At 45.5% G+C, this 13,758-nt stretch carries 11 protein-coding genes; 9 read left to right on the forward strand and 2 right to left on the reverse strand.

Annotation, left to right across the window (positions count from 1 at the left end):
- Positions 1 to 99 precede the first annotated feature (99 nt).
- The 6 genes from MKY16_RS03810 to MKY16_RS03835 all read left to right on the forward strand — a co-directional run bounded on the left by MKY16_RS03810 (position 100) and on the right by MKY16_RS03835 (position 7,655).
- Entirely contained in the window at positions 100 to 1,071 is a 972-nt protein-coding gene (locus tag MKY16_RS03810; RefSeq protein ID WP_340954168.1) for an SIS domain-containing protein, read from the forward strand.
- 28 nt (positions 1,072 to 1,099) lie between these two features.
- Entirely contained in the window at positions 1,100 to 1,912 is an 813-nt protein-coding gene (locus MKY16_RS03815; RefSeq protein WP_165148393.1) for a fructoselysine 6-kinase, read from the forward strand.
- A 95-nt stretch (positions 1,913 to 2,007) separates the two neighbouring features.
- A complete protein-coding gene (locus MKY16_RS03820; protein ID WP_069012137.1) occupies positions 2,008 to 2,721 on the forward strand; it encodes a GntR family transcriptional regulator in 714 nt (237 codons plus the stop codon).
- Positions 2,722 to 2,856: 135 nt separating this feature from the next.
- Positions 2,857 to 4,440 carry an amidohydrolase gene (locus tag MKY16_RS03825; protein WP_340954171.1) on the forward strand — a complete coding sequence of 528 codons (1,584 nt, stop codon included), beginning with the start codon at positions 2,857 to 2,859 and terminating at the stop codon, positions 4,438 to 4,440.
- A gap of 2 nt (positions 4,441 to 4,442) precedes the next feature.
- Positions 4,443 to 5,873 carry a YfcC family protein gene (locus tag MKY16_RS03830; RefSeq protein WP_340954174.1) on the forward strand — a complete coding sequence of 477 codons (1,431 nt, stop codon included), beginning with the start codon at positions 4,443 to 4,445 and terminating at the stop codon, positions 5,871 to 5,873.
- A 111-nt stretch (positions 5,874 to 5,984) separates the two neighbouring features.
- Complete coding sequence (locus MKY16_RS03835; RefSeq protein WP_029515804.1) at positions 5,985 to 7,655, forward strand: ribonuclease J; 1,671 nt, start codon at positions 5,985 to 5,987, stop codon at positions 7,653 to 7,655.
- A 270-nt stretch (positions 7,656 to 7,925) separates the two neighbouring features.
- On the opposite strand, the gene MKY16_RS03840 is transcribed toward MKY16_RS03835, so the two are convergent.
- Positions 7,926 to 9,185, reverse strand: coding sequence for a BaiN/RdsA family NAD(P)/FAD-dependent oxidoreductase (locus tag MKY16_RS03840; protein ID WP_340954175.1), 1,260 nt, complete (start codon positions 9,183 to 9,185; stop codon positions 7,926 to 7,928).
- Positions 9,186 to 9,476: 291 nt separating this feature from the next.
- On the opposite strand from MKY16_RS03840, the gene MKY16_RS03845 reads away from it, so the two are divergent.
- From MKY16_RS03845 to nadE, 3 genes are all read left to right on the forward strand, one after another.
- Positions 9,477 to 11,216: a two-component system sensor histidine kinase NtrB gene (locus tag MKY16_RS03845; RefSeq protein WP_039270619.1), complete on the forward strand. Its 1,740-nt coding sequence runs from the start codon at positions 9,477 to 9,479 to the stop codon at positions 11,214 to 11,216.
- Between the two features lie 141 nt (positions 11,217 to 11,357).
- Complete coding sequence (locus tag MKY16_RS03850) at positions 11,358 to 11,792, forward strand: BrxA/BrxB family bacilliredoxin (protein WP_029515801.1); 435 nt, start codon at positions 11,358 to 11,360, stop codon at positions 11,790 to 11,792.
- Between the two features lie 101 nt (positions 11,793 to 11,893).
- Positions 11,894 to 12,703, forward strand: a complete 810-nt coding sequence (nadE, locus tag MKY16_RS03855) for an ammonia-dependent NAD(+) synthetase (protein WP_025722646.1) — start codon at positions 11,894 to 11,896, stop codon at positions 12,701 to 12,703.
- Between the two features lie 114 nt (positions 12,704 to 12,817).
- Here nadE and MKY16_RS03860 read toward each other — a convergent pair whose 3' ends face one another.
- Entirely contained in the window at positions 12,818 to 13,645 is an 828-nt protein-coding gene (locus tag MKY16_RS03860) for an alpha/beta hydrolase family protein (protein WP_029515800.1), read from the reverse strand.
- Positions 13,646 to 13,758 lie beyond the last annotated feature (113 nt).

Here is a 13,758-nt window from a genome sequence, read left to right on the forward strand (position 1 = left end):
GTTCATTGAATAAATGGACTTGACACTTTTGGTGAAAGCGCTTATATTTATCCCATAAACAATACGTTATATAACGTTATATAAAAAGGAGAGGTAAAAATGATGAATGTACAACAGACGGTTCAGACGATTTATGAACAATCAAGTGGAGAGATTTCTGAGGTTTATTTAGTAGCTTGCGGGGGCTCATTAGTCGATATGTATCCCTCAAAATATTTCTTGGATAGTGAAGCAAAGAAGCTGGTAGCAGGCATGTATACAGCAAATGAGTTTGTGCACGCGCTGCCAAGACGATTAGGTAAAAACTCAGTTGTCATCGTGTGTTCCCATGGAGGAAACACGCCGGAATCGGTTGCGGCTGCTAAATCAGCCAAAGAGAAAGGCGCTTACACCATCGGCTTAACCCACAATAGTGAAGCGACACTGCTCAATTACTCTGATTATTCATTCCTCTACGAGTGGGGAGATGAGAGCGATGTCAAAAATAACCCGATGGCTATTATTTTGGAGCTTACTGTTGAGCTGCTTCAAGTCGCTGATGGCTATATGCATTATCAAGCTTTCCAGAACGGCTTGGGAGCAATCAATGGAATTATTAACAGGGCCAAAATACAAGTCGAACCGCGTGCCAGTGTATTCGCTGACAAATACCGCAATGAAGATCTCTTCTATATCCTGACCAGCGGAGCTTCTTATGGACATGCCTACGGATTTGCTATCTGTTCTCTAATGGAAATGCAATGGCTTCATGCGGCTTCAATCCATTCCGGTGAATTTTTCCACGGTCCGTTTGAAGTAACGGATAAAGAAACTCCATTTATTCTGATGATCAACGAAGGACGCACACGGGCATTGGATGAGCGGGCACAGACTTTCCTGAATCAATATGCCGAGAAAGTAGAAGTAATCGATGCGAAGGAGCTTGGAATCGGAACCATTGCTGACGAGGTTGTCGAGTTCTTTAACCCGGTTTTATTTTATAGCATTGTATGTGTTTATCGTGAAGCACTCGCAAATGTACGCAATCACCCACTGGAAACTCGCCGTTATATGGGCAAAGTAGCTTACTAAGCGCACTTACCAACAGGAGGAAACCATCATGAAAGTTCTAGGCATTGGCGATAATGTGGTAGATAAATATGTTCATCTGCGCATGATGTATCCTGGCGGCAATGCGCTTAATTTCAGTGTGTTTGCCAAAAAAGCGGGAGTAGATGCAGCCTTTATTGGAGTATTCGGGGATGATAACGAAGCACAGCATGTAGAACACATTCTCCGTGAGCTGGAAATCGACATTTCACGGTGCAGATATCACAGCGGTGAGAACGGCTGCGCACGTGTAACCCTGGAAGACGGGGACAGAGTATTTCTGGGCAGCAATGAGGGAGGAGTTACACGTCTCCACCCGCTGAAGCTGAGTGAAGATGACAAGGCCTATGTTGGCGGGTTCGACCTTATTCACACGGGCTTGTACAGTCATACAGGGCACTTGCTGCCTGAATTGGAGACGTTGGGAATCCCTCTTTCTTTTGACTTTTCAGATGATTTCGTAGATGAACAGGTCGAGAGATATATTGCGTACGCCGATTTTGCATTCTTCTCTTGCAGCCATATGACGGATGAAGAGACACAGAACTATATCCGCTCCAATCGAAAAAAAGAGGGGCAAATTCTGGTAGCCACACGCGGCGGAGATAGATCTATTGCCTATGATGGTACCAAGTTCTATTTTCAAACGCCTGATTCCGTGGACGCTGTGGATACGATGGGGGCAGGAGACTCCTATATCACCGCCTTTTTACTGAGTTTTTTGAAAAAGGATAATATTCAGGACGCTATGGCAGAAGGATCGAGGGTTGCCGCCCAGAGCTGTCTGGTAGAAGGTTCATTCGGATACGGCGTCCGTTACTAATTATTTTTTTCAAATATCTTCACTTGTAAGAATATGTAACATTTGATACTCTAAGTGGGAGTAATATAACGTTATATGACAAGTGAGGGTACATTATGTTGAATTCAGATCAAGCAGAGCCATTATATATTCAATTACAAAAAGCGGTCAAAACTGCTATTCATAATGGAACATATACGCAGGGAAGTCGTATACCGACCGAAACTGAGCTAAGCGAGACCTACAATGTAAGTCGAATTACCGTAAGAAAAGCGATTGCCGAATTGGTTCATGAAGGTTATCTGACCAAACGTCAAGGAAAAGGTACCTTTGTCAATGTACCCAAAATTGGGCGGAAGATTGAACATGTGATCAGCTTTACGGCTGCCTGCAAATCCAACGGCCTCTCTTCACACAGTGTGGTCACAGAACGTGAAATCAGAGAAGCAGATGAGGAAATTGCACATCAGTTGCAGTTGCCACAAGGAGAAAAAGTGTTATATATTCAGCGCCAAAGATACGCCGGTGATCGACCGCTCATGCTGGAGAATAATTTTTACCCTTATGACCGATTTTCTTTTCTAATGGAAGAGCAGTTAGAGGGCTCTGTATATGAGCTATTGCGTCATAAATACAGCATCGATCCTAACCAACCGGGAGAAACGATATTACAAATCGCCTTGGCGGATGAATACCAGGCAAAGCTGCTAGAGACGGCCATCGGACAGGCGTTGTTCTACATGCATACGATTATTTATGATCAGCATGGAAGCCCCGTTCATGTAGGTAAGCAGTACATCATTGGGGACCGTTATCAATTCTCAATATAAATCCGTTGCCTGTTATGTAATGTTATTCAGGTACGGCGCAGCTTCTGCTTCCACTCCATGAGAGAAGCAGAAGCCATATTATAACGTTATGTTACGTTATGTTATGAAGCGGATAAATAATGAGGGGGTGAAACTATGCAAGGGATGAAGGACACATTAGCGGACAAAGTTCTACTGTCAAATGCAATTTTTAATGGCTTAGAAAATGAAGCTTCGCCTGGGTTTATTGCACTGCGGGGAGAATGTATTGCAGCAGTGGGGCGTCCCGAGGAAGCACAAGCTTGGATAGGAACTGAAACGGTTGTCTGTGATTTGGGTGATGCTTTTATCATGCCAGGAGTTCATGACAATCATGTATTTTTTACCGGATATATGTCGATGCATCGGGGCGTGGATTTGACTCATGCAGCCTCGATTGGAGAAGCAGTGGAATCCATGCTGCAAGCGGCAAACAATCTCCCGCCAGGGAAAGATGTAACCGCTTACGGGTGGAGCGAGGAAAGATGGGGCAAGCTGCCGGAACAAAGCTTGTTGGACGAGATGTTCCCTGATCGGGCGGTAATTGCCATTAACCTAAATAAAAGCTACTGCTGGATGAACAGACTGGCTCAGGAGAAATATCAGTTTTTGCCGGATCAATGCAGTGCTGAGGCACGCGCTTTGCTGCTCCAAGCTATGATGCAGGATCATAGGCTTGTCAAACAAGAGTTTGTGGAGTTTTGCCGCCTTCTGGCTGCACGAGGAGTTACTTCCATAAAGGATATTGGCTTTGACCGGCATAGCGAGCTACTGCCGATTCTAGAAGAATTGAAAGAAGCAGGAGAACTGCCACTCCGATTTCATTTTTCGCTTGAACCCGTTGTTGAACCGTTGGATATTGGCACCGGTATCAAGTATAAAGCACTTTATAATGGAGACCTTATTCGTTTTCAAGGATACAAGCTGATGCTTGACGGCGTTGTAGCCGATCATACAGGGGATATGTTGGAGCCTTACGCAGATATGCCTGAAGTCACGAATTTAAGGACGATTGATTATGAAAAAATTGAAGCCTTAGTTCTGGAAGCAGACAGCCAAGGTATCAAATGCTGCCTAACTGCAGAAGGGGATGCTGCAATTCGCCAGGCAGTATCGATGATTGAAAAATGCCGCGAACAACAAGGTAATCACCTTATTAGACATTCGATCAGTGATCTAGAGTATCCTCATCCAGATGATCTGATTAGAATGGGCGAGAACGAAATTTTTGCCGAAGTCTACGCCCAAATCCTGCTACTGAATCCTTCTTACGAAGAGGCTTATATGTCTGCTGTGGTAGGTAAAGACAATGAAAACCGCTTTTATAATTATAAATCCATGCTGGGGGCTAACGTGCCAATAACCATTGGGACTGATCTGCCTTTATTTATCACTAGTGTCCCTGATTCACTGTATGCAGCCTCTCACCGATTATTCCCGGATGGCTCGCCTGCAGGAGGCTGGTATCCTGACCAAGGGATGCCGCCATCCGACGTTTTAAGGGCATGGACCATTAATGGAGCCAAACATTGTTATATGGAAGAGGTTACAGGTACGCTGGAGGCTGGAAAATATGCTGACATCGCCGTTTTTGATCGCGACCTCCTTAACGCATCCGCTGGGGACATCAGGGATGCCCAAGTGATATTGACCATTATGGGAGGGAAGGTTACGTATAACCATTCTTGGAATGAGGGATAAACATGAACATCAAGAATAAGAAATGGAAATTATCCTTGCCCCATAGTTATACTTTAATATTTTTGATTATTATTACGGTCGCTGCGTTGACATGGATTGTACCTAGCGGACAGTTTGAGCGTCATGAAGTGACAGTGAACGGTGTGACCAAAACGGCAATCGTTTCGGGAACCTATCACACTGTACCCAAAACGGGTGAGAACGGTGATTTAAGACAGGGAATTCCCCAAATCCTTAGCGCCCCGATTGAAGGGATTATCAATGCTGCCGATGTGGTCTCTTTTGTCCTTATTGTAGGCGGCTCCTTCGGGATTATTCTGCAGACGGGAGCCATCGATCGTGCTCTGACGGCTCTTGCCAGGCGACTGAAGAATAAGGGGATTTTGCTTATTCCAATTGCCATGGTTATATTCAGTCTTGGAGGCTCTACCTTTGGGATGAGCGAAGAAATTATTCCGCTTTATGCAATTTTTATTCCGTTAATGTTTGCCCTAGGCTTCGATTCTATGACTGCTATTCTCATTCTATTTCTGGGAACGCAAATTGGCTATGTTGGTTCGACTGTGAATCCATTTTCAGTATTGATTGCCCAGGGGATCGCAGGAGTGGAGGGGAATCCACAGCTCTGGCTGAGATTTATTGAATGGCTTGTATTTACTATGATTTCTATTGCCTTTACGATGTGGTATGCGCACCGGGTTAAGAGAAATCCGGAGAAATCCATTGTTTTTCAGAGTGATATTATAAATCGTGAGCAATTTATAAAAGAAAATACAGGTGAGGACGTCGTCTTCACGTTTCGGGACAAATTAATTATAGGTGGATTTATTGTAACGCTTGGAGCCATTGTCTGGGGAATTTTGGCCAAAGGCTGGTATATGACTGAAATCGGCGCCCTTTTCTTCGCACTCGGTCTTTTTGTCGGGGTAGTTACCAAAATGAGCCAGAAGGAGATAGCTGAGAATTTTGTAAAAGGGTGTGGAGAATTCATCTACGCTGCAGTGATTATAGGTCTCGCTCGCGGAATTCTGATCATCGCCGAGCAGGGTATGATCATTGATACCGTATTGAATGCACTCGCAAGCATCCTGGAAGGATTGCCAAATTACTTGTTCACTACCATTATGTTGGTTGCACATAATATTATTACTTTCCTAGTCCCATCTTCTTCGGGGGAAGCAGCACTAACTATGCCTGTACTTGCACCGCTTGGCGATCTTGTAGGCATCAATCGTGAAGCCGTAGTCACAGCGTACCAGTTTGGTAACGGGTTAACCAATCTCATTTCACCGACAGGTGGAGTTCTGCTGGCAGGATTGGCCATTGCCCGGATCAGCTTTGGACAGTGGCTGAAGGTAATCTTCAAGCTATTCCCCATCCTGTGGTTAGTTGCTGCTATTTTCGCTGCTATTTCGGCTGCGGTGGGTATTTAGTAAATCAAGTGAGAACCCCTGTCTTTAGAGACAAGGGTTTCTTTTTGTGTATAAGTTTACGTGGAAAATGAATAATATGGATAGCCTTTTTCTAAGGAGGAAATAAACTTGATGCTTGGTGATAATAGATTACTCATTGCTGCTTTAGGCGGTGTGAATGAAATCGGGAAAAACATGTATTTCATCCAATACGATCAGGATATCGTCGTAATCGATTGTGGTTCGAAGTTTCCTGATGAGAACTTGCCTGGTATTGACCTTATTGTGCCCGATGTCACCTATCTGCTGGAAAATCAGGATAAAGTCAGAGCGCTCATTGTGACTCATGGGCATGAGGATCACATCGGAGGTATTCCCTATCTGCTCAAGCAGATTAACATGCCTGTTTATGGGACAAAGCTCACCATCGAATTAATTAAGATTAAGTTAAGGGAACATAACCTTTTGCGTGATGCCGAGCTTCATCTTATAGATGCGGATTCAACCGTTCAAGCGGGAACGATTCAGGCATCCTTTTTCACCACGGTCCACAGTATCCCAGATTGCTTGGGTGTCTTTTTTCAGACACCGGAAGGAAATGTGGTTCATACCGGCGATTTCAAATTCGATATGTCTCCCGTAAGCGGACCTTTTCCCGATCTTCATCGAATGGCTGAAATAGGAAAGAAGGGGGTGAAAGTGCTGCTCTCCGAAAGTACAAATGCGGAAAGGCCAGGATTTACCCCTTCAGAACGTTTGGTTGGCGGGCATATTCTAGATGCATTTGCCAGAGCCAAACAGCAGGTATTTATCTCCACGTTCGCTTCTAATGTTAACCGTGTCCAGCAAGTCATTGACGCGGCTGTGGAAACAGGCAGGAAACTGGTTTTACTCGGACGCAGTATGATAAATGTGGTGTCAGTGGCCAAGGAGCTGGGCTTCTTGCATATGCCTGAGGATTTACTGATTGAGGCGGGAGAAACAGAGCGGTTTCCCGCAGAAGAAATTGCAGTTTTATGTACCGGAAGCCAGGGAGAGCCGATGGCCGCATTGTCACGTTTAGCCAATTCTCTGCATCCCAAAATCGAAATTTTGCCTGGTGATACGGTCATCATTGCTGCGGGAGCCATACCGGGGAATGAGCGAAACCTTTCCCAGGTCATTGACAACCTGTATGTGCTGGGTGCCCAGGTTATTTATGGATCAGGCAGCTCTACAGGAATGCACGTATCCGGTCATGGTAGCCAGGAAGAACTGAAATTAATGATGACTTTGATGAAACCACAGTATTTGATTCCTATACATGGTGAATTCAGAATGCTGTATCAGCATCGTCAGCTAGCGGAGTCAGTGGGGATTCCGATGGAGAATGTATTTATCGTCCATAACGGTGACACGATTCAAATTGAAGAGGGAAGGGCATCCCTGGGCCCTAAAGTACCAGCCGGCAATAGCTTGGTAGACGGGTTGGTAACCGGTGACGTAGGTAATATTGTCCTGCGTGACCGTAAAAAACTTTCTTCAGACGGAATGCTGATTATTGTGATGACGTTGAGTAAAAATGAGAAGCAAATGCTCGCAGCGCCAGAGGTCATTTCAAGAGGCTTTGTATATGTTAAGGATTCCGAAGAGCTCATGAGTCAGATCCACGACACGATTATGTCCACAGTGAACGAGCTAACAGAAATCGAAATGAGTCAGTGGGGACTGATTAAGCAGATGTTAAAAGATGATGTTGGTCGGTTCATTTACAATCAGACGAAGAGAAGACCCATGATTTTACCTATCATTATTGAGGTTTAAGATAGCGGCAAATGTCAAAACAAGATAGAGCTTGTTCAATACACGATTACTCAAAAAAAGACTTAACTCAGCAATTCAACTGATTTAAGTCTTTTTCATTTCCTTTTCCTATCTCCCCCAAACAAATGAGGATGCAGTGGTGGTATGCAGCGCAGCGGAGGATTTGAATCTGAAGAAGCGACAGCGTTCGCCTTTGCCACGGAATTTTTATATAATCAAGAGAATCCCGTGGCAACAGCGATCGTAAGATCAAGTCCTACGCGCAGCGTCTTAATCGCTTACGGCCGCTTGTGTCCCTGCTGTATGCCCTGTCGTAAACGCCGCTGTAATATTATAACCACCTGTGTAACCGTGAATATCGAGAATCTCACCGCAGAAGAACAATCCAGGCATCAGCTTGGACTCCATCGTTTTCGGATTAATTTCCTTCAAATTCACACCGCCCCCGGTAACAAATGCTTCCTTCAGAGAGAGCGTACCGTTCACACGGATTGGAAACGCCTTAATGCGATGAGCAAGTTCTTGCCATTGCTGCTTGGGAATATGATCATAGGTCAAGTCCTCACGCAGTTCGGCTTGCTGGAGCAACAATGGAATCAAGCGTTCCGGTAAATAAGGCTTAAGCACGTTTTTGATCGCTTTTTTAGCATCGACCGATGCCAACTCCAGCGTCTCACGGTAGACTTCATCGGCATGTTTATGAGGCTGCAAATCGAGAGTCAATAACACCGTGTTTACCTTATCTTTTTTCATTCCCTTGACGACAAATTGACTGCACCGCAAAGCAGTTGGGCCAGATAGACCGAAATGTGTAAAAATCATATCTCCTTCATGGACGACAACTTTCTTTTGCTTCGCATTCCATACGGTCAGACTGATGTCGCGTAAGGATAGTCCCTGAAGCTCTTTCGTCTGGATGAACGTTTCGCCTGAGGTCAATGGCACCTCTGTTGGATACAGCTCCGTAATGGTATGCCCCGCTTGTTCTGCCCATGCATAGCCGTCACCTTCCGAGCCGGTATGCGGGACGGACTTGCCACCGACGGCTACAATGACATTACGGCTATGTAGGATTTCACCGGAACGCAGCCGTACCCCAGCTGTATGACCTTCTTTGTAAATAACCTCTTGAACAGGAAGACTTGTCCGAATTTCGACTCCTTGAGAGCGTACCTTGTTAATCAAAGCATCGACTACTGTTTTGGCTTTGTCCGTCACTGGAAACATACGCCCATTGTCTTCTTCCTTTAAGGCTATACCCAGCTGTTCAAAAAAGGCGATGATATCCCGATTGCCAAAAGCCGCCAGTGCACTGTGCAGAAAACGGCCATTGCCGGGGATGTGCCGAATGAGTTCGTCCAGCTCTTTGGCATTCGTGACATTGCAACGGCCTCCACCAGAGATCCCCAGCTTTCGCCCGAGTTTATTTCCTTTTTCAAGTAAAAGCACCTTGGCGCCCTCACTGCTGGCAGCGGCAGCAGCCATTAATCCGGCTGAGCCGCCTCCGATCACAATAACGTCGTAAGTCATAAACCTCTTCCTTTTCGTCGACAAATTTTCAAAAAATTCAGAACGGCGTAACCAATTTTTCATCATATCGCAATACCGTCATTTTAGATAACCTAAGGGCACGGTAAACGTGTATATTTTTCAATTTACAGGATTTTAAAACGCGTAAAAACGATCTTCTTATATACATCTGGTATTTAGCAGATTTTGTCGTTCTATACCGGAATTTTAACACATATATTGTAATATATTGTAGCCTGTGCTTTAATTCAACTAACGGCGTCAAGGAAAGATGATGAGGGGGAGAAGTCCTTGTTAATTGCGTTGAAGGAAAGTGTGCTCCAAGTTCTCCTTGCCGTTATATCGGCGGGTTTTTTCTCTATATTAACGGATTATGGGGATAAGAAAAAGGTTTGGGGCGGCAATCTGCTTCCTGGACCCACTCAAGGAATACTGTATTTGTGTTGCTTACCAGCCATATTGCTATGTACACTCTTTCAATATCAGTCTCCGTATGGTCTACCTTCTAATCTCGGTATTATTCCCCTTGCTGTTGGCATCATGTACGGTAGACGTCGCACTGCCTTTGTGCTCGCTGCTTCCGCACTGATGGGTGTCCTGATTATAGCCCAGTCGACAGAAATGTCCCCAATGTATGTGGGCACTGGTTTTATCCTTTTTCCTTTTATGCTCCTGCATGTCAAGTTTTTTCAAAGAGGAACATTGCTGGACAAAAAGCTCCTGATCTCTGCATATGTTGTGGCTGATATGCTGTTTAAGGCGATATTTCCGCTACTGTGGGGCAAACAGGATGTTTCTGTATACATTCCTGACTTACTTACAACGTTTTGGAATATGGGTGCAGGGGTGCTGGCAAGTTTTACGGTCGTGAGTCTAATGCATAATGCCTTTGAGAAACTGACGCTTCGGCGTGATGTGACTGAGTTTACGAGCAAATACTTAATTGAAGTGGATAAGCTGCGTCAAGTTATGGATTTGATGCCGTTATCTCTTGTTACTCTGGACAGCGAAGAACGAGTTATACATATGAACAAAACGATGCTGGAACTCTATCGAAACTACGATCCCTACATTACACTGCCTGAGATAGTGGGTCGTCCATTGAGCACGTTATATGGTTTTGACACTTTACCTGTGGTTAACGAACGAGTTGCGAAAGCATTGGAAGGAGAGGCGGGTGCTGATTTTATAAATGTTACTCCCAAAGTATTCTTCTCCAGTTTCCTTCCTATTCGGGATAAACATGTAAACCAAACGACAGGCGTCATTATCGCCCTGCAAGATATTACAGAGCTTGAGACGCTGCGCAGTGAGCTGGGCAATTTCGAGAGGCTCAGCCTGGTTGGACAGATGGCAGCGGGCATTACTCATGAAATACGTAATCCGATGGCGGTTGTGCGTGGTTTTTTACAGCTTATGCGTGAGAAAAGCCCAGAATCCCTCAACCATTATTACCGCATTGTGATGGAGGAACTTGACCGGGCGAACGGGATTATTAACGATTTTCTTTCACTGGCCCAGAATCGAATTGTCGAGAAGGAGCAATGTCATCTGCATGATATTATTCGCGAACTGACGCCTTTATTGTGGGCAGATGCGAATCTGAGGGGGCAGACGATTGATCTAAAGCTGGAGGATCATGTGACGATGCTGCATTTGAACCCTAAGGAAATAAAGCAATTGCTGCTTAATTTATCGCGTAATGCGATGGAAGCCATGGGGGAAAAGGGAGTGCTGACCATTTCTACTCATGAGGAAGGGGATTTCGTGGAACTGGAAGTAAAGGATACAGGGCCTGGAATTTCGCAAAAACAGCTTGAAAAGCTGTTCCAACCTTTTTACACCACCAAAACGAAAGGTACAGGTCTGGGTCTGGCCTTATGTCAAAGTATAGTGGAGCGTCATCACGGTACGATTGCCGTAGATTCGGTGGAGGGAATGGGCACGCAGTTTAAAGTTCGATTGCGCAGAACCGTCCCGACTTACCGGGATCATTCTGAGCCTCCTGTCATGAGTCCGATACAGAAATAATCGTTCAAAAATATAGCCGGATTTTTGCAAATTACGTGAAAAAGATTGTATAATGAAATTTAGATGTCCATGCCTTTACTACGGCAAAGGATGAAATTAGAAACGTACTATACATGATTTTCGGAAAAGGAGTGAAAGAATATGTCTATGTCTTTCGATCAATATATGAGAGATTCAGTTCAGCCGATGCGCGATGAACTGACGAATCTTGGGATTCAGGAACTGCGTACCTCTGAAGATGTGGAGGCCAAGCTGCCTAATAGTAAAGGAACAGTGCTGGTGGTTGTGAACTCGGTATGTGGTTGTGCCGCAGGCCAATGCCGCCCGGGTGTGGGTGAAGCACTGAAGCATGATATTACGCCAGATCATCTGTATTCGGTTTTTGCCGGACAGGACAAGGAAGCAACGGCAAAGGCTCGCGAATTTTTCGCACCTTACCCACCGTCTTCCCCTTCTATCGCGCTGTTGAAAGACGGCGAGTTGGTTCACTTCATCGAGCGTCATCAGGTGGAGGATCGTTCGGCAGATCAGATTGCTGCTGATTTGACCAGTGCATTTGATCGTTTTTGCCGGTAAGACTGCTCAAGCTATGCCCCGCATTTTTCGCCTGCGAAACTTGCCGGGGCTTTTGCATGTTGGCTTGTGAAGGAAATTCCTAAAAAAGAGGTGCTTATCTGATGAGTTTGCAGGAACAGATTATTGCTGAATTGGGAGTACAGCCTACGATTAACGTAGAGGCAGAGGTCCGTAAGCGTGTGGATTTCCTCAAGTCGTATGTAACGAAAACGGGAAGCAAAGGGCTGTTGATCGCCATCAGTGGCGGGATTGACAGTGCCGTAGCAGCTGCTTTGTGCAAGCGCGCTACAGATGAATTGACGCAGGAACAAGGAGACGAATACAAAACGTTGGGTGTATTCCAGCCATACGGCCAACAGGAAGATATCGAGCATAGCTACGCGGTTGCCAAAGCGTTCGACCTGAAATATGCCGGGGAAACGAACATTAAGGAAGCCGTGGACAAGGTTGCCGTGGAAGTGGAGCATACGTTAAAGGATATTGGTCTTGAGCGTTCGATTACTCCGCAAGTGAGAGGGAATGTAAAGGCAAGAACACGGATGGTGGTTCAGTACGCACTTGCGAATGAGCTGAATTTGCTCGTCGTTGGCACAGATCACGCTTCCGAAGCCATCACAGGCTTTTATACCAAATGGGGCGATGGTGCGGTCGATATTACGCCACTTAGCACGCTGAACAAACGTCAGGTGCGCTTGCTCGCCAGCTATCTCGGAGTTCCGCAGGCCATTTTGGACAAAGCGCCTACAGCTGGATTGTGGGAAGGCCAGACGGATGAAAAAGAACTGGGGATCTCCTACGAAGCAAACAGTGACTATCTGGAAGGCAAGGAAATTGACCCGGCGGCACGCGAAAAGCTGGAAAGCTTCTTTACACGTACTGCGCATAAGCGGACAAGCATCCCAGGAGTCTAAGCATTAATCATTATGTAATTTTAAAATGCTCAAGCGAGGATTTTGCAAAATTCTGAAGTAAATAAATGCGGCGATCCGCCCGGCGGATCGCCGTTTGTATTGAAGGGGTAATAATTAATTGGCGATCCACTCAATGAAGCGGCGGGTTTCGGTAATCGCCTGATCCAGTGGAAGACTGCCTCCCTGGAATGGATGAACGGTATTAAAGGTATGATTGCCGCCTTGAATTTGTACCCATTCGATGTCGGGACGAACGGATGTGAGCAGGGCAGAGCCTTCTCGTAGACGTTTGGAATCTTCGGTTCCCTGGATCAGTACAGCTGGGAGCTGGCTGTTGGCAAGTCTGTCTACAATGGCAAAACGCTGGCGATTTTGTTCCAGGTCTTCCAGAATGATAGCATCCAGCGGGAGCTGTTGCCCGGTTCTGGCGTTCTCCACATAGCTGCGTCCCTTGGCGCGCATTTCTTCTTTTTGCGGTAAAGTAAACAGATCAAGATCTGTCACGCCATTCCATGAAATGACGCCAGCAATCTCGCCGGGATGATCTAGAGCATATACAAAGCAGCTTCCCGCGCCTCGGCTATGACCTAACAGAAACAATGGCAATTCTCTGAACTCATGACGGGCTCTCAGATTGGATAGCAATAGTTCCAAATCCTCTTGTTCGCGGCTATAGGTGTTGCGTGCGAACTTTTCCAGCTCGGTAAAATTCTCCAGATCCTCACCTATGCCATTATGTGAAAAGTTGAAGGTCACAACATGGTTATCCATACTCAATGCTTCTGCTATATAGGGGAACATGCCCCAATCCTTAAATCCTTTGTAGCCATGAGCGATGATGAGCAGGCTTTTGGCTGTATTTTTAGAGGGAAACCAGGAAGCCCGGATCACCGCATCTGTTCCTGCTTCGGTACCTGCTTCAACAATAATGGTTTCTGACATCCTAACCTTCCTTTCTACGGGAATTTTTTTAAAATGGGCATATCAGCTGAATTTCAAACATTCATCTATAGCCTTTCTTATTTTAACATATTTTGGTGCTGTTTTTACGCCTT

The organism is Paenibacillus sp. FSL L8-0641 (assembly GCF_038006265.1).
GTDB classification, from domain to species: Bacteria; Bacillota; Bacilli; order Paenibacillales; family Paenibacillaceae; genus Paenibacillus; species Paenibacillus polymyxa_D.